Origin of the sequence: Mesorhizobium australicum WSM2073, assembly GCF_000230995.2 — a bacterium.
GTDB lineage: Bacteria > Pseudomonadota > Alphaproteobacteria > Rhizobiales > Rhizobiaceae > Mesorhizobium > Mesorhizobium australicum.
Genome location: NC_019973.1, coordinates 802,362 through 828,311 on the forward strand (window position 1 = coordinate 802,362; position 25,950 = coordinate 828,311).

General features: G+C 64.8%; 28 protein-coding genes. 14 read left to right on the forward strand and 14 right to left on the reverse strand.

All coding sequences use genetic code 11. The features are described 5' to 3' along the window. Positions 1-45: 45 nt before the first annotated feature. Genes MESAU_RS03715 through MESAU_RS03725 form a run of 3 tightly spaced genes read right to left on the reverse strand, consistent with a single transcriptional unit; the run spans position 46 to position 2,778 of the window. Positions 46-954, reverse strand: coding sequence for an SDR family oxidoreductase (locus MESAU_RS03715; protein WP_015314712.1), 909 nt, complete (start codon positions 952-954; stop codon positions 46-48). Continuing rightward, positions 951-2,105: a tRNA epoxyqueuosine(34) reductase QueG gene (gene queG, locus MESAU_RS03720; protein ID WP_015314713.1), complete on the reverse strand. Its 1,155-nt coding sequence runs from the start codon at positions 2,103-2,105 to the stop codon at positions 951-953. Before queG ends, MESAU_RS03715 begins: the two co-directional genes overlap by 4 nt. After that, the gene (locus MESAU_RS03725) at positions 2,086-2,778 is read right to left on the reverse strand and encodes a glutathione S-transferase family protein (RefSeq protein WP_015314714.1); all 693 of its coding nucleotides are present in this window, start codon (positions 2,776-2,778) and stop codon (positions 2,086-2,088) included. The genes queG and MESAU_RS03725 overlap by 20 nt, the downstream gene beginning before the upstream one ends. Before the next feature lie 232 nt (positions 2,779-3,010). Between MESAU_RS03725 and MESAU_RS03730 the strand changes: the two genes are divergently transcribed. Beyond that, positions 3,011-3,817, forward strand: coding sequence for an undecaprenyl-diphosphate phosphatase (locus tag MESAU_RS03730; RefSeq protein ID WP_015314715.1), 807 nt, complete (start codon positions 3,011-3,013; stop codon positions 3,815-3,817). Between the two features lie 118 nt (positions 3,818-3,935). Here the strand turns inward: MESAU_RS03730 and MESAU_RS03735 are convergent, their stop codons facing one another. Together MESAU_RS03735 and rsmI are read right to left on the reverse strand one after the other, a co-directional pair. Next, complete coding sequence (locus MESAU_RS03735; protein ID WP_015314716.1) at positions 3,936-4,313, reverse strand: YraN family protein; 378 nt, start codon at positions 4,311-4,313, stop codon at positions 3,936-3,938. 81 nt (positions 4,314-4,394) lie between these two features. Beyond that, positions 4,395-5,291, reverse strand: coding sequence for a 16S rRNA (cytidine(1402)-2'-O)-methyltransferase (gene rsmI / locus MESAU_RS03740; RefSeq protein ID WP_015314717.1), 897 nt, complete (start codon positions 5,289-5,291; stop codon positions 4,395-4,397). Positions 5,292-5,456: 165 nt separating this feature from the next. Here rsmI and MESAU_RS03745 point away from each other — a divergent pair, with 165 nt between their 5' ends. Further along, positions 5,457-5,642 carry a hypothetical protein gene (locus tag MESAU_RS03745; protein WP_015314718.1) on the forward strand — a complete coding sequence of 62 codons (186 nt, stop codon included), beginning with the start codon at positions 5,457-5,459 and terminating at the stop codon, positions 5,640-5,642. A gap of 7 nt (positions 5,643-5,649) precedes the next feature. Next, positions 5,650-5,838, forward strand: coding sequence for a hypothetical protein (locus tag MESAU_RS03750; RefSeq protein ID WP_015314719.1), 189 nt, complete (start codon positions 5,650-5,652; stop codon positions 5,836-5,838). Between the two features lie 108 nt (positions 5,839-5,946). Here MESAU_RS03750 and MESAU_RS03755 read toward each other — a convergent pair whose 3' ends face one another. The 4 genes from MESAU_RS03755 to MESAU_RS03770 all read right to left on the reverse strand — a co-directional run bounded on the left by MESAU_RS03755 (position 5,947) and on the right by MESAU_RS03770 (position 11,256). Next, a complete protein-coding gene (locus MESAU_RS03755) occupies positions 5,947-7,116 on the reverse strand; it encodes a trans-sulfuration enzyme family protein (RefSeq protein WP_015314720.1) in 1,170 nt (389 codons plus the stop codon). Continuing rightward, positions 7,113-8,552, reverse strand: coding sequence for a pyridoxal-phosphate dependent enzyme (locus MESAU_RS03760; protein ID WP_015314721.1), 1,440 nt, complete (start codon positions 8,550-8,552; stop codon positions 7,113-7,115). The genes MESAU_RS03755 and MESAU_RS03760 overlap by 4 nt, the downstream gene beginning before the upstream one ends. 840 nt (positions 8,553-9,392) lie before the next feature. Then, positions 9,393-10,736, reverse strand: a complete 1,344-nt coding sequence (locus MESAU_RS03765; RefSeq protein WP_015314722.1) for an FAD/NAD(P)-binding protein — start codon at positions 10,734-10,736, stop codon at positions 9,393-9,395. A gap of 31 nt (positions 10,737-10,767) precedes the next feature. Beyond that, the gene (locus tag MESAU_RS03770; RefSeq protein WP_015314723.1) at positions 10,768-11,256 is read right to left on the reverse strand and encodes an RrF2 family transcriptional regulator; all 489 of its coding nucleotides are present in this window, start codon (positions 11,254-11,256) and stop codon (positions 10,768-10,770) included. Positions 11,257-11,889: 633 nt separating this feature from the next. On the opposite strand from MESAU_RS03770, the gene tauA reads away from it, so the two are divergent. The 4 genes from tauA (at position 11,890) to MESAU_RS03790 (ending at position 14,853) form a co-directional block, all read left to right on the forward strand. Further along, on the forward strand, positions 11,890-12,903 hold the full coding sequence (gene tauA / locus MESAU_RS03775) for a taurine ABC transporter substrate-binding protein (protein WP_015314724.1): 1,014 nt from the start codon (positions 11,890-11,892) through the stop codon (positions 12,901-12,903). A 111-nt stretch (positions 12,904-13,014) separates the two neighbouring features. Beyond that, complete coding sequence (locus MESAU_RS03780; protein WP_015314725.1) at positions 13,015-13,788, forward strand: taurine ABC transporter ATP-binding protein; 774 nt, start codon at positions 13,015-13,017, stop codon at positions 13,786-13,788. After that, positions 13,785-14,645, forward strand: coding sequence for an ABC transporter permease subunit (locus tag MESAU_RS03785; protein ID WP_015314726.1), 861 nt, complete (start codon positions 13,785-13,787; stop codon positions 14,643-14,645). The genes MESAU_RS03780 and MESAU_RS03785 overlap by 4 nt, the downstream gene beginning before the upstream one ends. A gap of 19 nt (positions 14,646-14,664) precedes the next feature. Further along, positions 14,665-14,853, forward strand: coding sequence for a hypothetical protein (locus tag MESAU_RS03790; protein WP_015314727.1), 189 nt, complete (start codon positions 14,665-14,667; stop codon positions 14,851-14,853). 51 nt (positions 14,854-14,904) lie between these two features. Here MESAU_RS03790 and MESAU_RS31445 read toward each other — a convergent pair whose 3' ends face one another. Beyond that, entirely contained in the window at positions 14,905-15,090 is a 186-nt protein-coding gene (locus tag MESAU_RS31445) for a hypothetical protein (RefSeq protein ID WP_015314728.1), read from the reverse strand. Between the two features lie 309 nt (positions 15,091-15,399). Between MESAU_RS31445 and MESAU_RS03800 the strand changes: the two genes are divergently transcribed. From MESAU_RS03800 to MESAU_RS03815, 4 genes are all read left to right on the forward strand, one after another. Continuing rightward, positions 15,400-15,768: a septal ring lytic transglycosylase RlpA family protein gene (locus MESAU_RS03800; RefSeq protein ID WP_015314729.1), complete on the forward strand. Its 369-nt coding sequence runs from the start codon at positions 15,400-15,402 to the stop codon at positions 15,766-15,768. A 265-nt stretch (positions 15,769-16,033) separates the two neighbouring features. Further along, positions 16,034-17,311 carry a polyhydroxyalkanoate depolymerase gene (locus tag MESAU_RS03805; RefSeq protein WP_015314730.1) on the forward strand — a complete coding sequence of 426 codons (1,278 nt, stop codon included), beginning with the start codon at positions 16,034-16,036 and terminating at the stop codon, positions 17,309-17,311. A 157-nt stretch (positions 17,312-17,468) separates the two neighbouring features. Next, a complete protein-coding gene (locus MESAU_RS03810) occupies positions 17,469-18,083 on the forward strand; it encodes a transglutaminase-like cysteine peptidase (protein ID WP_015314731.1) in 615 nt (204 codons plus the stop codon). Between the two features lie 315 nt (positions 18,084-18,398). After that, on the forward strand, positions 18,399-18,638 hold the full coding sequence (locus MESAU_RS03815) for a hypothetical protein (protein WP_015314732.1): 240 nt from the start codon (positions 18,399-18,401) through the stop codon (positions 18,636-18,638). A gap of 45 nt (positions 18,639-18,683) precedes the next feature. On the opposite strand, the gene MESAU_RS03820 is transcribed toward MESAU_RS03815, so the two are convergent. The 4 genes from MESAU_RS03820 to MESAU_RS03835 are packed head-to-tail and all read right to left on the reverse strand — an operon-like array spanning position 18,684 to position 21,405. After that, on the reverse strand, positions 18,684-19,052 hold the full coding sequence (locus MESAU_RS03820) for a helix-turn-helix domain-containing protein (RefSeq protein ID WP_015314733.1): 369 nt from the start codon (positions 19,050-19,052) through the stop codon (positions 18,684-18,686). Further along, positions 19,049-19,579, reverse strand: coding sequence for a Smr/MutS family protein (locus MESAU_RS03825; protein WP_015314734.1), 531 nt, complete (start codon positions 19,577-19,579; stop codon positions 19,049-19,051). The genes MESAU_RS03820 and MESAU_RS03825 overlap by 4 nt, the downstream gene beginning before the upstream one ends. Further along, entirely contained in the window at positions 19,576-20,676 is a 1,101-nt protein-coding gene (gene mltA / locus MESAU_RS03830; protein ID WP_015314735.1) for a murein transglycosylase A, read from the reverse strand. Before mltA ends, MESAU_RS03825 begins: the two co-directional genes overlap by 4 nt. 21 nt (positions 20,677-20,697) lie before the next feature. Next, entirely contained in the window at positions 20,698-21,405 is a 708-nt protein-coding gene (locus MESAU_RS03835; RefSeq protein ID WP_015314736.1) for a Tim44/TimA family putative adaptor protein, read from the reverse strand. 200 nt (positions 21,406-21,605) lie between these two features. On the opposite strand from MESAU_RS03835, the gene MESAU_RS03840 reads away from it, so the two are divergent. From MESAU_RS03840 to MESAU_RS03850, 3 genes are all read left to right on the forward strand, one after another. Continuing rightward, complete coding sequence (locus MESAU_RS03840; protein WP_083883153.1) at positions 21,606-22,103, forward strand: FxsA family protein; 498 nt, start codon at positions 21,606-21,608, stop codon at positions 22,101-22,103. A gap of 277 nt (positions 22,104-22,380) precedes the next feature. Continuing rightward, entirely contained in the window at positions 22,381-22,881 is a 501-nt protein-coding gene (secB, locus tag MESAU_RS03845) for a protein-export chaperone SecB (RefSeq protein WP_015314738.1), read from the forward strand. A 582-nt stretch (positions 22,882-23,463) separates the two neighbouring features. Then, positions 23,464-25,104: an ABC transporter substrate-binding protein gene (locus MESAU_RS03850; RefSeq protein ID WP_015314739.1), complete on the forward strand. Its 1,641-nt coding sequence runs from the start codon at positions 23,464-23,466 to the stop codon at positions 25,102-25,104. Positions 25,105-25,950 lie beyond the last annotated feature (846 nt).

Genomic DNA, 25,950 nt, shown 5'->3' on the forward strand with positions numbered 1-25,950 from the left:
GCAATCGCCGCATCATACCACGCCAAGCGCCACGCTTCGATCATCCTATCCCTTCACGCCCCTCATCGGGCTGCGCGGCGCACCGTCACGCCAGTCGCCGCTTGCCCACATATGGTCGAAAGCGGCGCGATAATCGGGAAAGCGAAACCGATAGCCCGCCGCCTTGATCGCCGCATTGGCGACCCGCTTATTCTCGCCATAGAAGGACCGCGCCATGGGCGAAAGTTGGGCGGTGTCGAAGGGAATTTCGGGCGGCGGCTCAACGCTCATCAGATGTGCGGCGTAGGCGACGACATCCTGCGGCGGCGCCGGCTCATCGTCGGTGACGTTGAAGATGCCGCCTCTATTGCCGCTGATCAGATGCCACAGCGCGCCTGATATGTCGTCGCAATGGATGCGGTTGAACACCTGGTCCGGCTTGACCAGCCGCCTGGCAGTGCCGTTCTCCAGATTGACCAGCGCGTTGCGGCCGGGACCGTAAATACCGGACAGCCGCAGGATCGCCACTGGGCGCCCGATGTCCTCGCCAAGCCTCAACCACGCCCGCTCGGCCTCGACCCGCATCACCGAACGCTTCGACACCGGCCGGCAGGCGGCCGTCTCGTCGACCCAGGCGCCGCCATGATCGCCATAGACGCCGACGGTCGAGAGATAGCCTATCCATTCCAGCGCCGGCATCCCTGCGATTGCCTGGCGAGCGGCATTCAACACCGGATCGCCGGCTTCTTCAGGGCCGACCGAAACCACCAGATGCGTGGTTTTCTCCAGCGCAGCGCCGATTTCGTTCGTCAACTTGCCGTCGAACAGCAGTGGGACGATGCCGGCCTGGCGCAGCGCTTCGAATTTTTCCTCGGAGCGTGTCGTGCCGAAGATGCTGGCGGTTCCCCCATTGGCGCCGGCAAAGGCCTTTCCGGAATAACCGGCACCGAAAATGAAGACCTGTTTTCCGCTCATGCATGCGCCCTGCTTGGCCGCGCCAGGCGCCATTCCTCGCGCACCGCCGCGTCGTCCTCACTGTTCAAGCCGTTCGCGGCCCGTTCGGCATATTCGGTTTCCGGCACCAGCCGCGCCAGCGCCCATATTGCCGCGCCCCGCACCAGCGGCGAGGCATCGCCGAGCAGGTCCCGGACGACGCCGACGAGCGCGCCGTCGCAGGAATTGCCGGCGGCGATCAGCACGTTGCGGACGAAACGGTCGCGGCCGATGCGTTTGATCGGCGAACCGGAGAAGAAGGCGCGGAAGCCGGCATCGTCGAGGGCCAAGAGATCGGCGAGCGGCGGCTCGCGCAGATCGTCGCGCGCGGCGAGCTTGGCCTCGGACGCGGCGCGGGCGAATTTGTTCCAAGGACAGGCGGCGAGGCAGTCGTCGCAGCCATAGATGCGGTTGCCGATCTTTTCCCGAAATTCATGCGGGATCGGCCCCTTGTTCTCGATGGTGAGATAGGAGATGCAGCGCCGCGCATCGAGCCTGTAGGGCGCGGGGAACGCGTCGGTCGGGCAGGCGTCGAGGCAGGCGCGGCAGGAGCCGCAATGGTCGATCTCGGGCTTGTCCGGTTCCAGTTCGGCCGTGGTGAAGATGGTGCCGAGGAACAGCCAGGAGCCGTGCTCGCGGCTGACCAGGTTGGTGTGCTTGCCTTGCCAGCCCAGCCCCGCTGCTTCCGCCAACGGCTTTTCCATCACGGGCGCCGTGTCGACGAAGACCTTCACGTCGCCGCCGGCGCGCGCGACGATCTTGCCGGCGATCTCCTTCAGCCGGCCCTTCATGACCTCGTGATAGTCGCGGTTTTTCGCGTAGACCGAGATCGCGCCGCGATCGCGCCTGGCCAGCACGTCGCGCGGATCATGGTCCGGCCCGTAATTCATCGCCAGCACGATGATCGAGCGCACGTCGGGCCACAGCGTGGATGGCTCGCCGCGGCGCGCAATCGTCTCGGCGATCCAGTCCATCGAGCCGTGAAAGCCGTCGGCGACGAATTCGGCCAGGCGCGCCGGAGCCAGCGGGATGGCATTGGGGGTGGTGACGGCGACCGCGTCGAAGCCGGCGCGCCGCGCCTCCGCGTCGATCAGCGCGCGCAGTTTCGACGCGTCAGAAGTCGAGATCCGCATAGTGCGATACCGGTGACAGGCCGCGCACGCGGTCGGTCAGGAGCGGCCGGAAGGAGGGCCGCGACTTCACCCGCGTGTACCATTCGCGCGCGGCGGGGTGTTCGCGCCAGTCAATCTCGCCGAGATAGTCGAGCACCGACAGCGTCGCGGCGGCCGCCAGATCGGCATAGGTGACCCTGCCGCCGGCCAGCCAATGACGGGTGCCCGCCAGCCAGTTGGTGTATTTCATGTGCTGGCGGATGTTGGCGCGCGCGGCGCGGATGGCGCCTGAATCGGGCGAGCCGCCGCCCGCCGTTTCCGGCATCACCGGCTTCAGCACGCGTTCGCGCACCAGATGGCGCGTCACTTCGCTTTCGGCCTTGTTGAGATACCAGTCGATCAGCCGGCGGATTTCGGCGCGCTGCATCGGGTCCTCGGCGAACAGCCGCTTGTCGCGCTTGAGCACGCCGCGCGTCTCGTCGAGATATTCGGAAATCACTGTCGCGCCGATGATCGGCACGTCACCTTCGGCCAGCAGGATCGGCAGTGTGCCGGCCGGGTTCAGCGCCAAGAACTCCTTGCGCCGCGTCCACGGCTTTTCCTCGATCAGCGCCAGCTCCTCGCCATACTCGCCAAAGGCGAGGCGGACGAAGCGGCAGGTAGCGAACATGGGATGGTGGAAAAGCGTCAGCATGGTTCCGCGATGATAAAGCGCACTGGTGTCGTTCAGAATTCGGAATTCGCGCGTCGCGCTCGTTCCAGGTATGGCGAATTCCGGATTGCCACACTGGCGAATCGCAGGGCGCACCGGTAAGTCTTGGCCGCCCGGCTAGCGGGCCGTCAGGGGTGTTGCGACCTATAGGGGGACTTCGGCGCCATGACAAGCAAGCCATTCTGTTAGCCGTCACGCCAATGCCGAGGTAGAAATGGAAAGCCAGACCATCGTCGAAGCCCTGCTGCTTGGCCTGCTGGAGGGGTTGACCGAATTCATCCCGGTGTCCTCGACCGGCCACATCCTGCTCGCCGGCCATTTCCTCGGGTTCCAGTCGACCGGCAAGGCCTTCGAGATCCTGATCCAGCTCGGCGCCATCCTGGCGATCCTCAGCGTCTATTTCCGGCGCCTGTGGCAGATGCTGCTCGACCTGCCGCATGACCGGCTGACGCGGCATTTCGTCATCGGCATCCTCATCGCCTTCCTGCCGGCGGCGATCATCGGCGCGCTGGCGCATGATTTTATCAAGACTGTGCTGTTCGAATCACCCCGACTGATCTGCATCATGCTGATCATCGGCGGCGTCGTGCTGCTGGTCGTCGACCGAATGAACCTCAAGCCGGTCTATCGCGACGTCGAGCGGTTCCCGACCAGACTCTACCTGCAGATCGGCCTGTTCCAGTGCCTGTCGCTGATCCCCGGCACGTCGCGTTCGGGTTCGACCATCGTCGGCGCGCTGCTTCTGGGTGTAGACAAGCGGGCGGCGGCGGAATTTTCCTTCTTCCTCGCCATCCCGACCATGGTCGGCGCCTTCGCCTTCGACCTGTTCAAGAACCGCAACGTGCTGACCTCGGCCGATCTGCCGATCATCGCCATCGGCTTCGTCGCCGCTTTCGTCACGGCCTTGGTCGTGGTGCGCTACCTGCTCGACTACGTCTCGCGCAACGGCTACTCGCTGTTCGGCTGGTGGCGCCTGGTGGTGGGGATCGTCGGGCTGGTGGCGTTGATGATCTGGGGCTGAACGTGCGTTGTTGCAGGCCCCTCACCGGGATTGCCAACCGAATTGACAGGGGCAATTCGGGGCAACCCGACCTCTCCCCTAGCGGCCGGATGAGGGGGCTGCCTCGCACGGATTTCTGTCAACTCCTTCCGTAAAACGCATTCGGGACATGCACCGGCCAACGCCAGGGCAGCACGGCGACCATATCGAAGCGCATAGACAGCCTGCCATAGTCGGGCTGCCGCGACAGCCAGATATCGGCAGCACCCTCGATGCGGCGCTCCGATTCGTGACCGATCGCCTCCATGGCCTCGATCAGCGTGCGGCGCGCCTTGACCTCGACGAACAGGACGAGGTCGCCGCGCCGCGCAATCAGGTCGATCTCGCCGAAGCGGGTGCGGTGGCGGCGCGCGAGAATCCGGTAGCCCTTCAACATCAGCGCGGCCGCCGCCAGCCATTCGCCGCGATGGCCGCGCCGGTAGGCCTTTTGGCGGCTGGCGCTCGGGCGCTCAGCCACCGCTGGTTTCTCGTTGCTCGGCCATGACTTTTGGACAAACGGAACCGTTTGTCCGAGAAAACCGGTTTCCGCATTTCGGGATCATGGTCTGTCCTTGAGCTCGAGCAGCCGCCGATACAGCGCCTGCTTCTGGCCGCCGGTCATTTTCGCCGCTTCCGCCGCCGCCTTGGAGGCGGGCATTTCAGCGGCGAGCGACAAGAGCAGGCGATCGATGTCTTCAGGTTCGTCGGCCTTGGCCTCGGCGGCGCCGACGCAGACGACGATCTCGCCCCTGGGCGTATCGGCCCCCGCGTAGTGGTCGGCGAGCGCCCGCAGCGTGCCGGTGCGCATCTCCTCGAACGTCTTGGTCAATTCGCGGCCGATGGCGGCCTTGCGCTCGCCGCCGAGCGCCTCGACCATGGCGCCGAGCGACTCGGCCAGCCGGCGCGGCGATTCGAAGAAGATCAGCGTCGCCGGCACGGCTCTCAGGGCCTCCAGCCGGGCCAGGCGTTGTCCCGATTTAACCGGCAGGAAGCCGGCGAACAGGAAAGCGTCCGACGGCAGGCCCGACGCCGTCAGCGCGGCAAGCGGCGCCGAGGGGCCGGGGATCGGCACGACGCGGATGCCGTGGTCGAGCGCCTCGCCGACCAGCCGGTAGCCGGGATCGGAGACCAGCGGCGTGCCGGCATCCGAGATCAGCGCCACGCTCTGGCCGGCTTCGAGCGCCGCGATCAGCTTCGGCCCGGCCTCGCCCGCATTGTGTTCATGATAGGCCGTGGTGCGCCGGCGGATGCCGTAGCGGTCGAGCAGCACGCGCGACACGCGCGTGTCCTCGCAGGCGACGATGTCGGCGGCGGCCAGCGTCTCCAGCGCGCGCAGCGTGATGTCGGCGAGGTTGCCGATCGGCGTCGCCACCAGATAGAGCGCCGGATCGAGCGGACGGGCCGCGATCTCGGTCTGCCCGACCACATAGCTGCGCTTGCCCGTTTCGCCAGTCACCGATGCCGTCTCCGTTCAGCCTGTTGGCTTGCCAAACCCATTTGGCATGGCTGGCGCCGGCTTGCAAAACTCACACCGATGTAAGGCAGTCGCCATTCCTTCGCCACAGTAGGGAACGAAACCGGTTTTGGCAGATTTAGCCCCTGATTCCCAAGGGAGGACAGGATGGACAGCCTGACGATACAGGACGCTTTCGAGCCCTACTATGCCGGCCGCGGCCGAATTGCCGCACGCCAGGACAAGCGGCTGCCGGCCCGGGACGACACCAGCCTGACCAAGCAGGCCGCGATTGCCTTGCCGACGGATGTCAGGCTTTCCGACAACAAACCCGACAGCACGACGGAGCACTGACCGGACGATGCCCAATCGCTTCGATATTTTCATCACCCGTCTCGAAACGAAAACCGCGCGCCACGGCGTGCCGCTATCTCCGATAGGCGACCAGCACCGAGGGCGCCGCGACAAGGACAACGCCAAGCCGGTGCGCTCCGGAGAGTCCCACGCCGAGAAGGATCGCGGAAAGCACCGCCACAAACACGACGCCTGATCTGGCTCAGATCGGCGAGACGACCATCAGTTCGTCGTCGTGGGCGGAGCAAGGCGCGACGCAGCGCATGCCCGCGAGCAACAGGCTCCTCGGTCAGCCGAAAGGCACTCAGCCCCCCAGCGCCTGATCCAGATCGGCGATCAGATCGTCGCCATCCTCGATCCCCGCCGACAGCCGCACCAGCGAATCCGATATGCCGATCTCCGCCCGCTTCTCGGCGGGAATGGAGCCATGCGTCATCAACGCCGGGTGCTCGATCAGGCTCTCCACCCCGCCAAGACTTTCGGCCAGCGTGAACAGCTGCGTGCGTTCGAGAAAGCGTTTGGTGCCGGCAAGATCGCGATCAAGAACAGCCGTGATCATGCCGCCGAAGGCATGCATCTGCTGGACCGCGATGGCGTGCTGGGGATGGCTGGCGAGGCCGGGATAGATGACGCGGCGCACATCTTTTCGCGCTTCCAGCCATTGCGCGATTTTGAGGCCGTTGGCGGAATGACGCTCCATCCTCAGCGCCAGGGTCTTCAAACCGCGCAGCGCCAGGAAACTATCAAACGGGCCGGATATGGCTCCGATGGCGTTCTGCAGGAATTTCAGGCGATCGGCCAAATCCTTTTTGTCGCCGACAACTGCGACGCCACCGACCATGTCGGAATGGCCGTTCAGATATTTCGTCGTCGAATGGACCACGATGTCGATGCCGAGCTCCAGCGGCCGCTGGATGTAGGGGCTGCAGAAGGTGTTGTCGGCGACGGACAAGACCCCCTTGCGCTTCGCCAACGCCGCGACGCCTTCGAGATCGACGATGCGCAGCAATGGATTGGTCGGCGTCTCGACCCAAAGCATTTTTGTTTCCGGCCGGATCGCGGCTTCAACCGCGGCCAGACTGGTGAAATCGACGAAAGAAATCCGCAGATTGGCCGAGCGCTTGCGCACCCGCTCCATCAGCCGGAACGAGCCGCCATAAATGTCGTCGGTGGCGACGATATGCGCGCCGGAATCGAGCAATTCGAGCACCGTGGCGATCGACGCCAGGCCGGAAGCGAATGCGAAAGCCGCCGAGCCGCTTTCGAGATCGGCCACGGCGCGCTCGAAGGCGAATCGCGTCGGGTTCTGGCTGCGGGCATATTCGAAACCCTTGTGCACGCCGGGCGACTGCTGGCCATAGGTCGAGGTGGCGTAGATCGGCACCATCACCGCACCGGTGAGCGGGTCGTGGCTCTGGCCGCCATGGATGGTGCGCGTCGAAAACGCCAGGCGGTTCTTTCCGGATGTCGTCATCGTGCGCGCCTCAGATGGTTGATCAGGTCGATGCGGGTAATCAGGCCGACGAACTCGTCGCCGTCGAAGATGATGGCAACCTCGTTGCGGTCGAACACCGGCAGCAGCGCGTCCAGCGTCTGGCTGGCCTGCAGCGTGTGCAGGTTCGAGGTCATGGCTGTGCGCACCGGGCCGTTGAAGCGCTCCCAGCGCCCGTCATAGGGGCCGTCGACATGGGCAAGGATGTCGCTCTCGTCGACGATGCCGACGAGCTTACCATTGTCGAGCACCGGCAGTTGCGAGACATCGGAGCGGCGCATGCGTCCATAGGCGTTGAGCAGGCTCTCGTCCGGCCCGACATAGACGGTGTCGCCAGTGCGGTGAGTGCGCATCACGAGGTCACGCAGGTCGCCATGCTGTTCGTGTTCGGCCAGTCCCTGTTCCGCCAGCCAAAAATCGTCGAACACTTTTGACAGGTACTTGTTGCCGCTGTCGCAGACGAAGGTGACGACGCGCTTGGGCACCGTCTGCTCGCGGCAATAGCGCAGCGCCGCCGACAACAACGTGCCCGAAGACGAGCCGGCCAGTATGCCTTCCCGGGACAACAGATCCCGCACCGCCAGCATGCTCTGCTTGTCCGTGATGGAATAGGCCTTCTTGACCAAAGACAGATCGGCATTGGGCGGCACGAAATCCTCGCCGATACCTTCCACGGTCCAGCTTCCCGCCTCTTCCATCTTGCCGGTCTTGATCAGCGGCGCCAGCACCGAGCCAACCGGATCGGCCAACACCATCTCCGTCTTCGGCGACACCTCGGCGAAGTAGCGGCCAAGCCCGGTCAGCGTGCCGCCCGAACCGACGCCGACCACCACCGCGTCGACATCCCCGTCAAGCTGCGCGAAAATCTCCGGGCCGGTGGTCGTCTGATGCGCCAGCGGGTTGGCCGGATTGGCGAACTGGTTGGCGTAGAAGGCGCCGGGCAGTTCGGCGGCGATTTTTTCCGCCATGTCCTGGTAATATTCGGCATGGCCCTTGCCGACATCGGAACGCGTCATGCGCACTTCCGCGCCGAGCGCGCGCAGATGCTGGATTTTCTCGCGCGACATCTTGTCGGGCACGACCAGGATGATGCGGTAACCCTTGGGAATGCCGACCTGGGCGAGGCCAAGGCCGGTGTTGCCGGCTGTCGCCTCGACGATGGTGCCGCCGGGCTTCAGCTTGCCCTGTTTTTCGGCCGCCGCGATCATCGACAGCGCGATACGGTCCTTGATCGAGCCGCCAGGGTTCTGGCTCTCGAGCTTGATGAACAGCCGGCATTTTCCGGTGTCGAACTTGGTCAGCTCGACGATGGGCGTCTGCCCGATCAGATCGAGCAACGACGCATAGGGCGGCCGGAGGCGCGAGAGCGCCCTATCCGAGGAGCCACTGTCGGCCGTGGTTTTTCTATGCTCACTCATGTGGAGCCTCCATGGGTCAACCCTAGCGTCTTTTCCAGCCGATCGCAGTTGGAAAGAAGATAGATCGTGCCAATCCGGTGGCCAGACGGGGAATGAAATTCCATGGGGCCGTCATCCAGGCGAGGCGAGGCGGTGCCGACCGAAACGCCAGCGAGACAGCGCCAAGCCGTGGGACTGGACGGCGGCATGATCCGGTCCAGCGAAGGCGTCGCAACCTGATCACCGGCCAGCAGAATTTTTTGGGCGCCGAGGCCGCGCGCGCCGTGTGTGAGGCATTGGGCTGAACGCCATCCCTCCGGCTGGTAGCTGGAGGGACTTCAGTCTTAGTTGAGCAATAGCTAATATATATGTAGCTTGGTCGTGCGGGGGACGATCCCAATCGAAGCCTAACCCGCGATGGCCGGTGCGATCTGCTTCCAACCCAAGCATCCCCGCACCGGCCATTCTTTTGGTCCGAGGGCATAGGAAAGCACTGGCTCGAAACCGGGCTGGGGAGGCATTGGGTCACTCGACGGAAGGAAGATCGCGCCTTTTGGCAGGCCGATTCGCATCCCCATTACCGCGGTCCATATCGAGCCACGTATATCTCGATTGACTAAAGTAATGGAACGTCCAATGGACAAGCACGGAACGTTCGAAGACCCCTCGGACCAAGGCCTGCTAGCGCGCAAGACTTTAGTCCTGCCGTTTTATAGTTAAGAACGGAAGTTGTTCAAACCGACATAGGGCCGCTCAGGACGAATACCAGACTAGGCCCAGCCGAATATGGTGCGATCACGGAAGACGCTCGCGGCTTAAGGCGGGCACCACTTGCCAAAGACAATCGCCGCCTGGGGTTGTCTACCCCAGCAACCGCTTGCTCAACCTGGCGCACTGGACTCGGATATCGGGAATGGCGTCGATCTCGAAGAAGGTGCCGCGCGTCAGCGGGCCGACGGCGAGAATTTTTCGCGAAACGGTGCCATCGGCGGCGATGATCTCGCAATTGGCCGAGACGTCGAGGCCGATGCGCAGCGGATCCGGCCGCGCCAGGCCGCGGTCGACCAGCGAGCGCACCACGCTGTTCGACGAGGTCGAGATGTCGCGCACGATACCGGAGCAATCATAGATGCGGGCGACGCCGAATGTTTCGAGGCGCTGGGTGTGACGCGACTGGACCTCCACCGCGAAGCCGTCGCCCGGCGTGACGCCGACGACGCGCCCGGCGAGCGGCCGGATGCGGCCCGATTGCACGGCCTCCGTCACCCTGGCGTAGACCTCGGGTGCCATGCGGTGGCGATGGATGTCCCACCAGGCCTTGGTGTGCTCGACGAAGCGGCGCTTGGCCGAGGCCGGCCAGTTCTGCCAGATCTTCTGGTTGAAGGGGCGCAGGCCGTCCACCACGTCGCGCCAGTCGACGCCGGCCTTCTGGTTCTGACGGATAAGGTCGCGGAACCAGCCGACGAAATAGGAGAGCTGGGTGCCGAGCGGGATGTCGGCGACGTCGAGCTTGATCGGATTGCCCTTGCGGTGCGGCGAGGGCAGCAGGCCGCGCCGCGACACCGCGATGATGTCGCCGCGATGGCCGCGCTGCTCCAGGGAAAGGAATGCATCGACCATGCTCAAGCCCGTGCCCAGCACCAGGATGCGGCTATCTGGATCGAGCGCGGTGTCGGCTTCCGAGCCCATCCGGATCGCGTGGCCCTGCGCGGGCTGTTCGTCATGGCCGGTAGCGAGCACGGCAAGATGGGCGACCACGCTGGTGCCGTTGGCGAGCGCCACCTCGACCCCGGACGCCGTCGGCGTGATCGACAGGCTCTCCTCGCGGATCAGGCGCAGCCGGCCGGTCTCGCGCTCGCGCGTTTCCAGGTCGTCGAGCAATTCCTTGAGATAACGCGCATAGAGGCTGCGCGGCGCATAGACCGGAGCCTGTTCCGGTGTCGCAAGCCCCCGCTCCAGCAGCCAGCGCCAGAAATTGCCGGGATCGTCGGCATAGGCGCTCATGCCTGCGGCGCTGACATTCAGCACATGCGCCGACAGCAGCGTCGAATAGGCAATGCCCTGGCCAAAATGCGGGCGTTTTTCGATCAGCGTGACGCGCAGGTCCGGATTGGGCGATTTGAGCAGATGCGCGGCCAGCACGACGCCGCTGGCGCCGCCGCCGACGATGATGATGGAACGGGTCGGGTTGGTTCGCCCGGTCATGCGCAAGCGAGCCCCATGCGAAGTGCCGGCTTCAGGCCTGGACCTTCACCGCGACCGACAGGTCGTTCCGCGCCACCGGCAGGTCGTCCCTCGCGACCGGGAGGTCGTCGGCAATGTCGCGCATCTCGGCGAGGCTGCGCTGGTCGAGCACCTCGGCGATCGCCTGCCGGACTTCCAGCATCAGATGTCGGACTTGGCATGTCGCCTCGTTGCAGTCTTCACAGCGCTGATACTGTGTGCGGCTGGCGCAGGGGATCGGAGCCAACGGCCCGTCGAGGACGCGCACGACGTGGCCGACCTTGATCTCGTCGGCGGGCCGGGCCAGGCGATAGCCGCCCTCCTTGCCCTTCCGGCTCTGGACGAAGCCGGCATTGCGCAGCTCGCCCAGAATGGCGTCGAGGAATTTCTTCGGGATGTTGTTGCCGGTCGCGATATCGCCGACGAAGGCGAGCCGTCCGGCCGGCATGTGCGCGAGATGGACGAGCGCCTTGAGGCCGTACTTGCCTTTTTTGGTGAGCATGAACCGAACGTTTCTCTGTCGTGCGATGGCCTTAGGCCATCCGTTGCGAAACGCCTCGCGTGCCTCCCCGCCGCGCCGAAGCCTCCATGACACATAAATTCCAGTGACATGATATACAAGCCAATTGCGGTTGATCTTGCTTGATTTTCAACTCGTTGCGGCGATTTTAGGCCCGCCTTGTGATTTCGAGGACACAGACGCCAGGCTTGCTCGCATGACGGCCTGCGGCTGGGAACCGACGACGCCAGCGATCTCCACGATACGCTTGGGATGCCCTGTCATCGGCACCCCGCACCTATGTCCATAAGATTACTATACTTAGGTGCCGACACGTGGAACCTCATTCTAAATTCTGTGCCATTCGAAGCATCAGTTTGCTGGAGGTAGGGAAAACCCGGAATTCTCGTTTGAACCTGTCTGTATCTGCAACGGTCGAGGTCGAGCCCTCGGGCAAAGTTGATGGGCTCGCCGCTCTTGGACGACGGCAACCGTCACTTCCGCCGTGGCGGCCCGCCGCCAGTGGCTTTTTTCCAACAAGCTCTCCTTCCTTGGAAGGATTTAACTCTACAAGAACCATGGAATTAGAGAACTATGGACATGCAATCCGGTTTTACCTTTTCATGGAGCCCTTTGATGCCCACCATTTCGCGACGCATTCTCCTTCTGTCGTCGGCCGCCCTCGCCGGCGCCGCCTTCCTCAGCCCGGCGCTCGCCGAAGACCTGAAGATCACCATCGGCTACCAGACGGTGGTCGAACCCTCGAAAGTGCCGCAGGCCGATGGCGCCTATGAAAAGGCGACCAAAGCCAGCATCGACTGGCGCAAATTCGATTCCGGCGCCGATGTCATCGCTGCGGTCGCCTCCGGCTCGGTTGATATCGGCTATGTCGGCTCGAGCCCGCTGGCGGCCGCCGCCAGCCGCGAACTGCCGATCCAGACCATTTTCGTCGTCGGCCTGATCGGGCAATCCGAGGCGCTGGTCGCCCGCAACGGCGCCGGCATCGAGAAGGTCGCAGACCTCGCCGGCAAGAAGGTCGCCGTGCCGTTCGTGTCGACGACGCATTACAGCCTGCTTGCCGCGCTCAAGCACGAGAATGTCGATCCGAAATCGGTCCAGATCCTCAACCTGCGGCCGCCGGAAATCGCCGCCGCCTTCGCGCGCGGCGATATCGACGCCGCCTATGTCTGGGACCCAGCGCTGGGCCAGATCAAGACATCCGGCAAGGTGGTGCTGGATTCCTCGCAGGTCGCCGCCTGGGGCGCGCCAACCTTCGACGCCTGGATCGTGCGCACCGACTTCGCCGAGAAGAACCCGGAAGCCGTGCGCGACTTCGTCAAGGTGACGGGCACCGCCTATGCGGACTATCTCGCCAAGCCCGACGCCTGGTCGGTTTCGTCGCCGCAGGCCGCCGCGATCGCCAAGCTCACCGGCGCCAAGCTGGAAGAGGTGCCGGAGCTGCTCAAGGGTTATGTCTTCCCCACCCTGGAAGAGCAGGCATCCGGGAAGTTCCTCGGCGGCGGTACGGTCAGTGCGATCGCGGCGGCATCCGCCTTCCTCAAGGAGCAAGGCAAGGTCGACGCGGTGCTGCCGGACTATTCGAAATACGTCACTTCGAAATACGTCACCGAGGCGCTGGCCTCGAACTGACGCCTCGCACACGCGGCTCTCCTTCCCTGACGCCGCGTGTTGCCTGTCCCGAAGCCGCAGACGAGGCGCGGTTTTGGGGCAGGCGGATATCCTTCCAATCGGCGAGGGCCCATGCTGCATCTCGTGCTCGACAAGATCTCCATCCACTATGACGGCCAGCCGGCACCCGCCGTCGAGCACGTGTCGATCGGCGTTGCCAAGAACGATTTCGTCGTCCTTGTCGGCCGCTCCGGCTGCGGCAAGACCTCGCTGCTCAACGTCGCCGCCGGCCTGGTCATACCGGCGCGCGGCAGTGCCACGGTCAATGGCAAGCCGATCACCGGGCCCGGTTCGGACCGGGCCGTGGTGTTCCAGAACGATGCGCTGTTTCCGTGGCTCACGGCGCGCGAGAACGTCGCCTTCGCGCTCAGGCTGCGCGGTGTGAGGCCAGCCGAACGGGCGCGCCGCGCCGATGAACTGCTGGCGCTGGTCAAGCTCGCTGAAGCCGGCGACAAACGCATCTGGGAGCTGTCCGGCGGCATGCGCCAGCGTGTCGGCCTTGCCCGGGCGCTCGCCGCCGAACCCGAATTCCTGCTGCTCGACGAGCCGCTCGGCGCGCTCGACGCGCTGACGCGCGAGCGCATGCAGACGACGCTGCTCGACCTTTGGACGGCAAGCCATGCCGGCGTGCTGATGGTGACGCACGGCATCGAGGAGGCGTTGGTGCTCGCCACCCGCATCGTCGTGCTGGCGCCCGGCCCGGGCCGCGTGGTGCGAACCTTCGAGCCGAGCTTCTCCAGGCGTTACGCGGCAGGCGAGCCCATTCGCGCCATCAAGGCCGATCCGGCCTTTGCGGCGGCGCGCGGCGAACTGACCGACGCGATCTTCGAGGGAGAGGCGGCATGACAATTTCCTCCTACACTGAACGGCCCGGTTCAAGGACAGACGAAACCGACGGCCTGTCGGTGCCCTGGTCGAGGCCACGGGCGAAACGGACGGGCGTTTCGGCGCGCATGGTCAGCGCCGCCACCATCCTGGCGGTGCTGGCGCTCTGGACACTGTCGGCCCGCCTGCAACTGGTGTCGCCGGTGTTCCTGCCCTCGCCGCTTGCCGTGTGGAACAAGTTCATCGTGGTCATCAGCGACGGCTTCGTCGACGCGACGCTGCCGCAGCATGTCGTCGCCAGTCTGGGCCGCGTCTTTGCCGCGCTGGTCGCCGCCATCCTGGTCGGCGTGCCGGTGGGGCTCGCCATAGGCATCAGCACGGTGGGGCGCGGCATCTTCGATCCGCTGCTCGAATTCCTGCGGCCGATCCCGCCGCTGGCCTATCTGCCTCTGGTCATCATCTGGTTCGGCATCGGCGAGCCGTCGAAGATCCTGGTGATCGCCATCGCCATGCTGGCGCCGGTCGCGCTGTCGACCGCCTCGGGCGTCCGCGGCGTCTCGCGGGAGCGCGTCAACGCCGCGCGTTCGCTTGGTGCGACTCGACGCCAAGTGGTCCGCCACGTGATCCTGCCCAGCGCCCTGCCCTCGATCCTGACCGGCCTGCGCATCGCGCTCGGCGCCGGCTGGTCGACACTGGTCGCGGCCGAGCTGGTGGCGGCGACGCGCGGGCTTGGCTTCATGATCCAGTCGGCGGCCCAGTTCCTCGTCACCGACGTGGTGATCATGGGCATATTGGTGATCGCGGCCATCGCCTTCGTGCTCGAATTCACCATCCGCAGCATCGAGCGCGTGCTGGTCCCATGGGCGGGGCGGGAATGATCGGAAAAGGAGAATGACGATGACCCATTCCACCGCCGTGTTGTTTGCCCATGTCGGCGCCTGGCTGCTCGGCCTTGCTTCCGACGAGAACGCGGCAAGTGACGACAGCCCGCGCTCGCCGGCGCCGGTCCATCTCCGCGCCGGGCGCGATCGCCTGCCACCTCGCGACGAGAGTTTTTACTGGGCCTGGCAGTACTGGTCGCAGTGAACGCAGTCGCCACGGGCGGCGCGCTCAGCAGCGGGCGCGCTTGCTCGAAAATCAACCATGCCCACGGTTCGCCCATACCAGGCCGGCCAGGCCGACCAGCATGGCGGCGAGTCCGATATAGAGCCATTGCGATTGGCCGGTCATGAAGCTGCCGCCGACCACGCCGATCCCTTGCAGCGACCACAACGCACCGATCGCCAGCACAATCAACGCCAGCAGATTTTTGGTCAGTCTCATTGTCGGATCTCGCTTTCCCAGTCGATCGAGAGCGGCGCCACAGCCGCGATGAAAGAGCCAAAGGAAGTGGCTCGATCCCAGCGGTTTCTACTTGGAGATTAATCCCGGATCTTGTCAAACGGATCTCGGATATCGGCACGAACATCATCGATAACTGATAAAATCTGGTCCGAAAATCCCTGACAAACTGTTACCCCCTGACTCCAAACGTGTGATCTTGCCATGGAACCGCCAGATCACTGCCGCATTTCCTGCCTTATTTCCCACCTAACGGCTTGGGTCTGTCAAAAACGGAGCCATCCCCCAAATATGAAGACCACGAAACAGACCGCGCTTGTCGCGGTAACGATCGCTGCTGGCCTGATGGTCGGCGCCTCCGCCACTTCGGCAACCGCCGCCGCCGGTCAGTGTGGCCGCGCTTCCTGGTACGCGCTGCACTCGAGGACCGCATCGGGCGAGCGTATGAACCCCTCGGCGATGACCGCCGCCCACCGCACGCTGCCTTTCGGCACCAAATTGCGGGTCACCAACAAGAACAACGGCCGCAGCGTCGTCGTGCGCATCAACGATCGCGGTCCCTTCATCAAGGGCCGGGTGCTCGACCTGTCGAAAGGCGCCGCCGGCCAGCTCGGCTTCATCGGCTCCGGGCAGACCTCCGTCTGCATGGCGCGCGTCTGATCTGATCGTCTCCTGACCATGATCCCTTCCGACCGCAGGACCATCATGGTCAGGTCGCCGCGAAAGCCTGACACATATCCTACACATTTCGGCACTGCACATTGAGCCGGCTGGGCCGGCCGTGCCGGGTTTTCAAGGCTTTCGGCGAAAGAAGCATTTGGTCACGCCACGTGACGTATTGCATCGCAGCAATTAGTTGTTAACTTCCCCGCGAGACATCTAGGGCTCGGCGCTGATCGTCGTCCCTTCGGTCGCGGGGTAACGTATGTTCTACCAGCTCTACGAAATGAACCACGCGGCCCTGCAGCCGGCGCGGGTCTATGCCGACGCGGTCCGGTTGTTCTACTCCAACCCGCTCAACCCCGTTTCGCATACGCCCTGGGGCCGTTCGATCGCCGCCGGCGCCGAACTGTTCGAGCGCACCACGCGCCGCTACGGCAAGCCGCGATTCGGCCTGGCCAAGACGGTGGTCGACTGGAAGAGCGTCGCGGTCACCGAGAAGACCGTCTGGTCGAAGCCGTTCTGCAATCTCGTCCGGTTCGAGCGCGCCGTTCCCCCCGGGCGCAAGGCCGACCCGAAGCTTTTGATCGTGGCGCCGATGTCGGGCCATTATGCCACGCTGCTGCGCGGCACGGTCGAGGCGATGCTGCCCTATGCCGATGTCCATATCACCGACTGGGTCGACGCCCGCATGGTGCCGCTGGCCGATGGCAGCTTCGATCTCGACGACTATATCGACTACGTCATCGACATGCTGCACACGCTGGGTCCGGACACGCATGTGATGGCCGTGTGCCAGCCTTCCGTGCCGGTGCTTGCGGCGGTGGCGCTGATGGAGGCGAAGGGCGATCCCTTCGTGCCTTCGACGATGACCCTGATGGGCGGGCCGATCGACACCCGCCGCAACCCGACCGCCGTCAATCTGCTGGCCGAGGAAAAGGGCATCGACTGGTTCCGCGACAACGTCGTCATGCGCGCGCCCTGGCCAGTGCCGGGCTTCGGCCGCGAGGTCTATCCCGGTTTCCTGCAGCTTTCGGGCTTCATGAGCATGAACCTCGACCGCCACATCATCGCCCACAAGGAATTCTTCATGAACCTTGTGAAGCACGATGGCGACAATGCCGAAAAACACCGCGACTTCTATGACGAATATCTGGCGGTGATGGATCTGACGGCGGAGTTTTATCTGCAGACGGTCGACACGGTCTTCGTGCGCCATGCGCTGCCCAAGGGCGAGATGACGCATCGCGGCACCAGGATCGATCCGTCCGTCATACGCAACGTTGCCCTGTTCACGGTCGAGGGCGAGAACGACGACATTTCGGGTCTTGGCCAGACCAGGGCGGCGCAGGATTTGTGCGTCAACATCCCCGCCGACAAGAAGGCCCACTACATGCAGCCGGCAGTCGGCCATTACGGCGTCTTCAACGGCTCGCGCTTCCGCTCCGAGATCGTGCCGCGCATCGTCGACTTCATCACCAGCTATGGCCGCCAGAACCGCGTCGCGGTGAAGCCGAAGCTGGTGCGCACCGCCAAGCGGTAGACGGTTTGAAACGGAACCGGCCGCCGGTCCGATTTGTTGCACAAGTGCCGCTCTGCCTCCCCGCGGGTAACCATGCTGCAAATCAGGCCGACGTCGTAATTGACACGGAGTGTAAATCGCCCTTAACGTTTCGTTAACAACAGGGCGAGCGGGGACAATGAATTCCTCAACCATGCGAAGGCTGCGCGTATGCGCGGCAGCAGGGCTGGCGTTAACGGGGGGCTGGATGGCACCGGCCTGGGCTTCGGGCGCCATGGCGACCGGGGGCCTCACCTCGCAGCCGATCGGCCACTACGATTTCTGCAAGCAGCGTCCGGGCGAATGTTCGATCCGCCCGGCCAATCTCGCGCCGGCGGTGCTGACGGACGGGTTGATGCGCAAGATGGTCAACGTCACCGCCAGGGTCAATGCCGCCGTCAAGCCGATGAGCGACATGGACATCTACGGCAAGGACGAGGTCTGGGCCTATCCGGACAAGGGCGTCGGCGACTGCGAGGACTATGTGCTGGAGAAGCGGCGCCAGCTGTCCCACATGGGCATGTCGCTCGCCGATCTCCTGATAACCGTGGTCCGCAAGCCCGACGGTGAAGGCCACGCCGTGCTGACGGTGCGCACCGACGGCGGCGACTATGTGCTGGACAATCTGACCGACAAGGTCAAGTTCTGGGACCAGACCGGCTACCGCTTCCTCAAGCGCCAGGCGATCGACAACACCGGCCGCTGGGTCTCGATCCGCGGCGGCCAGCAGGTTCTGGTCGGCTCGGTGCAGTAGGGCCATAGCGGGGCACCTGCCTGAGGCGGCGCCACCCCGGCGCTGCCATACCGTTACATTCTGCACGTTGCGAAGCTCGCAGATCGCGGCATGGATCCTCGGGGCTGCGCGTCCGCTTCGCTCCCGCTCCGCCCGTGGATGATGAACCGTGGAGGTTCCGCAATCCCTGGGGCCTCTGCCATTGCCGCACTGCCTTGACCCACGGCTCCCTTTGGGGACCCTCCAGAAAATTTCCGCATCCCTCCGTGAACCATTTCCGTTCGCCCGGCGACACACAGCCGTGAACCGAACCAACCCAAATCATGGAGACTTCAAATGACTGCTTTTCTGCGCAACACGCTTCTCGCCGCCGCCGCCGTTTCGGCGCTCACCGGATCAGCTCTGGCCGGGCAGACCATTCCAAGCTGCGCCAACACCAACCTCAACGATTTGTGGGCCGGCCGCTGTTGCGGCGAGGCCGGCGCGTCGGACTGCCTGGGCGGTGGCAATGGCGGCCAGGGCCATGGCGACCATGGTCGTGGCGGCAATGCCGGCAGCACGGCCGGCAAGAATTGATCGCACCACGGCTGCCCGCCGGCTGCTCGCCGGCGGGCACTGTCTCTACGATCGCCGGCCCAATGCGGCGCGGATCGACGCGGTGATGCGCAGAAGCTCGGCCTCGTCGAGTTTCTCGATGGTCTCGGCCAGAAGATTGGCAAGTTCGGTGGCGGCGGGGGACAGGCCCGACGTATCGAGTTTCACCCGCGGATGCGAGGTTTCGGCCAGCCGCGCCAGCTCCTCGGCATCGTCCCAGATGATGTTGAAATAACCGATGATCTTCTGGATCAGCGTCCAGGTCGGCGCGCCGCGCCGGCCATGCTCGAGCGCCGAGAGATAGGCGGCGCTGACGCCGATCGCCGCCGCCATGTCCTTCTGGCTGACGCCGCGCTCGGCCCGCAGCGCCCGCAGCCGCTCGCCGAACGGCGTCACGAGCGCGCCCGCCGCAGCCTGACATAAAGCGCGCCCGAGCCGCCATGGTTGCGGGCGGCATGGTCGTGGCTGGAGACCAGCGGCCGGAACGCGGGTGTCGACAGCCAGGCCGGCACGGCGCGCCGCAAGATGCCATCGCCGCCCGAGGAAGACCCCTTGCCGGTGATGACCAGCACATAGCGGACGCCGCCGGCATGCGCCCGGTGCAGGAACGAGAACAGCAGCGAATAGGCCTCGTCCTGCGTCATGCCGTGCAGGTCGACGCGGCCCTCGATCGGCAGCCGGCCTTTTTGCAGCTTGTCCAGCGTCGGCTCGTCGAGCCGGTGCGTGACATGCTGGATTTTCGGTTTTGCAACAGCCGTCGCGTTGGCGGCGGGCTGGACCGGCTGCGCCGGTGTCGGCCTGGCATCGACGGCCATGTCCGGAATGTCGACGGCGGCGCGGCCCTTGAGCGGCTTGGCGGTGCGCGCCACCAGGTTCCACAGCACCCGGTCGTCGTCGCTGAGTTTATCCCCGCGCTTGCTCATCTTGCGCCCCGGGCCAGCGCGCGCGGCACCAGCGCATAAAAATCGGCGGCGTTGCGCACCACGCCGGCGATCTCGCCGGCGGCATCGCCCGAGCCGGCGAACAGGTCGCCCCGCGCCGGCCCTGTTATGGCCGAGCCGGTGTCCTGTGCGATCATCAGCCGCCGGAACGGGTTTTTGTCGAAGGCGGTGAGCGTCGGCGCGTCGATGAAAAAGGGCGTGCCGAATGTGTGCAGCAGCCGGTCGACTGCCATCGAGCGGCCCGGCGTCAGCGGCACCTTGGCGGCGGCGATCGGACCGAGCGCGGCATCATCCACTGCAGCCTCGCGGAAGAAGATGTAGGAGCGGTTTTGCCACAGGATCTCGTCGACCCGCCCAGGATGCGCCTTGAACCAGGCGCGGATCGACTGCATGGTCACGTCGGCCAGCGGGATTTCGCCGAGCCCGCTCAGGATTTTGCCGGGACCCGTAAAGCGCTGGCCTGACTTGGCGGCGTAGGTGACGCGGCAAAGCCGCCCGTCGGTCATGACAAGCCGGGCCGCGCCTTGGACATGGATGAAGAAGGCATCGACCTTGTCGGCCAGCCAGGCAATCTCCAGCCCCTGGCCGGCGAGCGCTCCGCGCTCGATCGCGCCACGGTCGGGATATTCGGCCAGCCCGTCGGCGGTCCGGCGCGCGAAGGCGAGGTAAGGATCCATCCCGGCGGGCCGGTTGGCGTCGTCGACATCGACGAGATCGGCCGGACGCGACAGCAGCGGCACGGCAAAATGCTCCGTCCGCACCGGCGAGGCCTCGACTTGCGGTTCGTAGAAACCGGTGACGAGGCCGGCGCCAGTTTCGGGCCGGACCAGCATGGGGACAAAATGGCGCTCGAAGAAGGCGCGCGCTTCGGACGAACTGGCGGCGGGGGCTTCGCGGGCCTGCGCATAGGCCTCGGCGAAGGCGCCGAAGTCGACGCCCAGCGCGCCGCTGCGATAGGGTTTTACCGGCACATGGAAGGCGGACCGGGCAAAGGCGGCGAAAGCCGGCAGATGGTCGTCGTCGCCCCAGCCGGGCAGGTCGCCGAAGGACCTTTCAACAAGGAGAGGCGACAGCGACACCGGAGCCTGCCTTTGCCGGACTCAGTCTTCTTCTTCGGTGGCGACGAGCTTCCAGTTCGGATCGCGCGAGCGTGTGTCGCGGGCGAAGGTCCAGACATCCTTGACCTCGGCCACTGTCTCGGGATCGCCGTCGATGACCGTACCGGCCTGGTCGCGCGTCGCCGAGATCAGCTCGCTGATGATGCGCAGCGTCACATGCGCCTCGCCGCCCTTCATCTCGGCCGAGACGATGTCGGCCTTGTCGATGCCGACGAAGGAGGACTGGATCTTTTCCGACTTGGCCTCGCGCTCGCCGATCGCGGCGACGAAGCCGTCATAGACCTCGCGCGACAGAAGGTTCTTCAGCGTTTTGCGGTCGCCGTCGGCATAGGCCATGACGATCATTTCGTAAGCCATCTTGGCGCCGTCGACGAACCCCTTGGGATCGAAGGAGGGGTCGTTGTCCTTGATCGCGCGCAGGCCCTTGTTGAGATCGGTGTCGGGCTTGGCGAAGGCGTCGATGGCCGTATAGGCGTCGGCCGGCGCCGGCTCGCCGGGCGCCCGCTTGCGCGGCAGCGAAACGACATTCTCGGGCTTCTGCGTGGCGTCCTTGTCGGTGCGCGCCGCCGTGTAGGGGTCGAAGGGCGGCCGTTCGCTACCGGTCCGGCGGCCCAGCACGTTGCGCAGCTGGAAGAAGATCACCACCGCCGCGATCAGGAAGAAAATCGTGCCGAAGTCGAAGAAGCCCATATTTTCCGCCAATCAATCCCTGCCTCTAGGCCGGACCGTCCAGCCCAGCAGGCCGCGGTCGCATAGCGTTCACCATTCAAAGCATATAGAACGCAAGGCGCAATCATTCAAATCAAAGGCAGGCATACCTATCTAACAGCCTCCGTGCCAGCGGCGATTGGCCGCCAGCGGGACAAAACAATTGAATGATCGGTAAAGACTTGCGCATTTCGCTGCTTCCCCTCTTTCTCCTCGCGCTTCCGCTGCTGGAAATCGCCGGTTTCGTCGTCGTCGGCCGTGAGGTCGGCGCGCTGGCGACGGTCGGCCTGGTGCTGGCCTCGAGCTTCGCCGGCGTGCTCTTGCTGCGTCAACAGGGTTTCGGCGTCATGACCCGCATCCGCGCCGAGATGGCCGCCGGCCGCGACCCCAGCGGCCAGCTCGCCCATGGCGCCATGATCGTGGTCGCGGCGGTGCTGCTGATCATTCCCGGTTTCATCACGGACATTGTCGGCCTGCTCCTGTTCCTGCCGCCGGTGCGCGACCTTGCCTGGAGCAGGCTGAAGGGCCGCATCGTCGTGGCCAGCAATTTCTCCACCGGCGGCTTCCGCCGTCAGCGCGACAAGGTCATCGACCTCGGCGACGGCGACTATTCGCGCGAGGACGACCTCAAGCGCGGCCCGGACCACAATTCGCCGTGGCGGCGGCTGAAGGACGATTGAGACTGCATCGATATTCAGGTGATGCCGGTCTGCAAAGGGCGGCTTCCTGCGCTTCCGGTGCTCACGTACTTCAAGTACGCTCCGCTCCGGTTCTCGGAAACCACCCTTTTCGCCTCGGCCTGACCTGAATCTCGATGCAGTCTGGGTCCGCTCCGGTCACACGGCGGCAAACCTTGTCTTGTCATGCCGGCCATGGTAGCGAACGCCCGATTTCAATTCGGTCAGCCCCGATTCAATTCGGTGAGCGAGACTGCCCAGGGGAAAAGGATATTGGCTCATGGCCAGCAATGATGACGCGCCGGTCGGCGCCAATGGCAACGGCAACGCGGCACAGCCGTCGCTCAACGTGCTGGCCCAGTATGTGAAGGACCTGTCCTTCGAAAGCCCCGGCGCGCCGAACTCGTTGCGCGGCCGCGACAAGGCGCCCGGCATCGCCATCAACGTCAACGTCAACGCCAACCCGCTCTCCGACAAGCAGTTCGACGTCAATCTGACGCTGAACGCCAAGGCCTCGTTCGACCAGGAAGTGCTGTTCAACGTCGAGCTGGTCTATGGCGGCGTCTTCGCCATTTCGGGTTTCCCGCAGGAGCACATGCTGCCGATCCTGTTCATCGAATGCCCGCGCCTGCTGTTCCCCTTCGCCCGCCAGATCATTGCCGAGGCGACACGCAATGGCGGCTTCCCGCCGCTGATGCTGGACCCGATCGACTTCGCGCAGATGTTCCAGCAGAAGCTGGCCGAAGACCAGGCCGCGTCCTCCAAGACCCAGGTGAGCTGATCCTCGGCTGACAGGCATCGCTTGAAAAACCCGGCCTCGCGCCGGGTTTTTTGTTCTGGTGGATTGATCATTCGCGCCATGGGTCGACCCCCACTCCGTCGAGCTTCGCTCGACACCTCTCCCCCGATCGACGGGGTAGAGGAAAGGCGCGACCTCGCCGAGCGCGTTCCTTCCTCTCCCTCCGGAGGGGGGAGAGGTGGCTCGGCGAAGCCGAGACGGAGTGGGGGAAGCCGCTGGTGAAACGCGAAGCCGCAGGCAAACGCTTCGCTCTTGCTCGCAATCCGACCGATCCCCTGCGGGAAGATGGCTGGCAGACAAGAGGTGGTGAAGCAATGCGACGGGGCAGCCATCCCAAGCGCCCAGATCCGTCCACCCCCTGCGGAGCATCGCACAAGTCCTGCGGATTCCAGAACATTCCGCCACGTTACCCAGCCCTATCATTCCCTCTCAGGCAATGGCGCCCCGGCGGTCGCAGCCGCGCCGCGTCGGCTTGTCCGCCGGGGCGAGCCTGTTTCCGTGCATGCCGTCGTCCCAAAACCGCTGGGCAATTTTGGGCATGCACCAACAAAAGAGGGAACGACGATGAAATTCATGCTGACCGACCGCAAACTTCACCCGCGCGCCAAACCTGTCGCCGACGATTTCAAGACGGGCGGCATCAGCCGTCGCGAATATCTGGCGCTGATGGCCGGGCTCGGCGTCAGCGCCGCCGGCGCTTTTGCGCTGGGCGGCATCGCCCCGACGCCCGCCCGCGCCGCCGAGCCGAAGAAGGGCGGCGTGCTGCGCGTCGCCATGAACGTCAAGGGATTCAAGGATCCGCGCACCTTCGACGGCGTCGAAATGTCCAATGTCGCGCGTCACTGCAACGAATATCTGGTGCGCTGGAACACCGACTTCACCTTCGAGCCCTGGCTGCTCGAAAAATGGGAGATGAGCGACGACGCCAAGACGCTGACGCTGCATGTGCGCAAGGGCATCACCTGGTCGAACGGCGACGCCTTCAACGCCGACGACGTCGTCCACAATCTCACCCGCTGGTGCGAAGCCGGCGTTGCCGGCAATTCGGTCGCCGCGCGCATGGGCGCGCTGGTCAATGCCGACACCAAGAAGGTGGTCGATGGCGGCATCGAGAAGGTCGACGACTACACCATCAAGCTCAACCTGCCGAAGCCGGACATTTCGCTGATCGCCGGCATGGCCGACTATCCCGCGCTGATCATGCACCGCTCCTATGAGGGCGACGGCGACCCGATGAAGGCGCTGGCCATCACCACCGGGCCGTGCGAGCTAGTGAAATGGGACGCCGAGACGGCCGCGGAGGTCAAGCGCCGGGACAAGCCCTGGTGGAAGGGCGAGTTCTACCTCGATGGCATCCAGTGGATCGACTACGGCTCCGACCCTAACGCCATGCTGTCGGCCTTCGAATCCGGCGAGATCGACACCGATCACGAGACCGCTTCCGACGCCGTCTCGCAGACCGACAAGATGGGGCTGAAGAACTCCGAGATCGCCACCGGCTCGACCATCGTCGCCCGCTTCAACGTCGCCAACGCGCCCTATGACGACGTCAAGGTACGCCGCGCCGCCCAGCTTGCCGTCGACAATTCGGCCGTGCTGAAGCTCGGCCTCGATGGCCGCGGCAAACCCGCCGACAACCACCATGTCGGCCCGATGCACCCCGAATATGCCGATATCGGTCCGGCCAAGCGCGATGTCGAGGCGGCGAAGACGCTGCTCGCCGAGTCCGGCAAATCAGACCACGAATACGACCTGATCTCGGTCGACATCGAATGGCAGAAGAGCACCGGCGACGCCATCGCCGCGCAGATGCGCGAGGCGGGCCTCAAGATCAAGCGCACCGTGCTGCCGGCCGCCACCTTCTGGAACGACTGGAGCAAGTTCCCCTATTCCTGCACCGAATGGCTCGGCCGCCCGCTTGGCGTCCAGGTGCTGGCGCTGGCGTATAAATCGGGCGCCGCCTGGAACGAGAGCGCCTATGCCTCGAAGGAGTTCGACGCGCTGCTCGACAAGGCGCTCGCCATGCCCGACCCCAAGGCCCGCAAGGAGGTCATGGCCAAGATCGAGCAGAATTTGCGCGATTCAGGCATCATCATCCAGCCCTACTGGCGCTCGGTCTACCGAACCTACCGCAAGGGCATCGAAGGCTGCGAACAGCACCAGGCGCTGGAGCAGCACTTTGAGAAGGTTTGGATTGAGAGTTGACGCGGGCCGGTCTTGGTTCCTCTCCCTCCGGAGGGGGAGAGGTGGCGCTGCGAAGCAGCGACGGAGTGGGGGACGGCGTCCGCAAAGTCAAAATCGGGTCGGGATCGGGGATAGCGGCTAGTCCAGCGTGCGCCTATCGCAGGTCGGCGCCGCCCTCACTGTCCTGCCGGCAGGCAGGTGAGGGGCAGCGCCAACGCAGACCTTCCTGTCGCGGGCGGAGGAAGGTACCAATCTGCGAAGGTCAGCACCGGGCAACGCGAAGCGCCTTTGGCCCACACTCAAATCATTCAGGGAAGATGGCCGGCGCGATGCCGGTGAGACAATTGCCTGAGCCCCGCGCCGGCCACTAGCGACCTTGCAAAGGTCCGCCGCCCGATTTGTGTACCGGCCCCGCGCCGCGCGATCAACCGAGCCGGATGCTTGGTATGAATTCGTACCAACGCTGCCTGAGATTTGTCGCGGGAGGGCGAGCGGCGGCAGCAGGCCTGCCCCTTTCCCGGGAACGTCCTAGCGCGGGCAGACCGACACTGGACACGCGACAGCCGTCACGGCCGAAAGCCTCTCGCGCTTGCTCAGCGTCGGCTTCGCATAGATCTTTTTCACGGATAGTCCCCCAATTGCCCGCCTCCAATGACGCATGTGTGGAGCTGATGTCAATACGGCGGCCGTGGTTCGGGGGGACCGTTACTATTGCCGAGGTCGGCGCCGCCCTCACTGTCCTGCCGGACGTTCGTCGTTCGAAAAGCCAAGCAATTGGCTTTTCGTCCGCTGCGCGACCACTTCTCAACTCCCCGTAAACAGGGCGAGAGTAGCTGGCCGCAACGCCGGCGCTTTTATGCAACGATG

Bases quoted from the DNA above. Each gene is read 5' to 3' on its own strand.
- MESAU_RS03755 (WP_015314720.1), bottom strand. From the start codon at position 7,116: ATGACGACATCCGGAAAGAACCGCCTGGCGTTTTCGACGCGCACCATC.
- MESAU_RS03790 (WP_015314727.1), top strand. From the start codon at position 14,665: ATGACCCATTCCACCGCCGTGTTGTTTGCCCATGTCGGCGCCTGGCTG.
- MESAU_RS03835 (WP_015314736.1), bottom strand. From the start codon at position 21,405: ATGGGCTTCTTCGACTTCGGCACGATTTTCTTCCTGATCGCGGCGGTG.
- MESAU_RS03770 (WP_015314723.1), bottom strand. From the start codon at position 11,256: ATGCTCACCAAAAAAGGCAAGTACGGCCTCAAGGCGCTCGTCCATCTC.
- MESAU_RS03810 (WP_015314731.1), top strand. From the start codon at position 17,469: ATGAATTCCTCAACCATGCGAAGGCTGCGCGTATGCGCGGCAGCAGGG.
- MESAU_RS03730 (WP_015314715.1), top strand. From the start codon at position 3,011: ATGGAAAGCCAGACCATCGTCGAAGCCCTGCTGCTTGGCCTGCTGGAG.
- secB (WP_015314738.1), top strand. From the start codon at position 22,381: ATGGCCAGCAATGATGACGCGCCGGTCGGCGCCAATGGCAACGGCAAC.
- tauA (WP_015314724.1), top strand. From the start codon at position 11,890: ATGCCCACCATTTCGCGACGCATTCTCCTTCTGTCGTCGGCCGCCCTC.
- queG (WP_015314713.1), bottom strand. From the start codon at position 2,105: ATGCGGATCTCGACTTCTGACGCGTCGAAACTGCGCGCGCTGATCGAC.
- MESAU_RS03780 (WP_015314725.1), top strand. From the start codon at position 13,015: ATGCTGCATCTCGTGCTCGACAAGATCTCCATCCACTATGACGGCCAG.
- MESAU_RS31445 (WP_015314728.1), bottom strand. From the start codon at position 15,090: ATGAGACTGACCAAAAATCTGCTGGCGTTGATTGTGCTGGCGATCGGT.
- MESAU_RS03815 (WP_015314732.1), top strand. From the start codon at position 18,399: ATGACTGCTTTTCTGCGCAACACGCTTCTCGCCGCCGCCGCCGTTTCG.
- MESAU_RS03825 (WP_015314734.1), bottom strand. From the start codon at position 19,579: ATGAGCAAGCGCGGGGATAAACTCAGCGACGACGACCGGGTGCTGTGG.
- MESAU_RS03750 (WP_015314719.1), top strand. From the start codon at position 5,650: ATGCCCAATCGCTTCGATATTTTCATCACCCGTCTCGAAACGAAAACC.
- MESAU_RS03805 (WP_015314730.1), top strand. From the start codon at position 16,034: ATGTTCTACCAGCTCTACGAAATGAACCACGCGGCCCTGCAGCCGGCG.
- MESAU_RS03800 (WP_015314729.1), top strand. From the start codon at position 15,400: ATGAAGACCACGAAACAGACCGCGCTTGTCGCGGTAACGATCGCTGCT.
- MESAU_RS03745 (WP_015314718.1), top strand. From the start codon at position 5,457: ATGGACAGCCTGACGATACAGGACGCTTTCGAGCCCTACTATGCCGGC.
- MESAU_RS03850 (WP_015314739.1), top strand. From the start codon at position 23,464: ATGAAATTCATGCTGACCGACCGCAAACTTCACCCGCGCGCCAAACCT.
- MESAU_RS03760 (WP_015314721.1), bottom strand. From the start codon at position 8,552: ATGAGTGAGCATAGAAAAACCACGGCCGACAGTGGCTCCTCGGATAGG.
- MESAU_RS03765 (WP_015314722.1), bottom strand. From the start codon at position 10,736: ATGACCGGGCGAACCAACCCGACCCGTTCCATCATCATCGTCGGCGGC.
- MESAU_RS03725 (WP_015314714.1), bottom strand. From the start codon at position 2,778: ATGCTGACGCTTTTCCACCATCCCATGTTCGCTACCTGCCGCTTCGTC.
- MESAU_RS03785 (WP_015314726.1), top strand. From the start codon at position 13,785: ATGACAATTTCCTCCTACACTGAACGGCCCGGTTCAAGGACAGACGAA.
- MESAU_RS03715 (WP_015314712.1), bottom strand. From the start codon at position 954: ATGAGCGGAAAACAGGTCTTCATTTTCGGTGCCGGTTATTCCGGAAAG.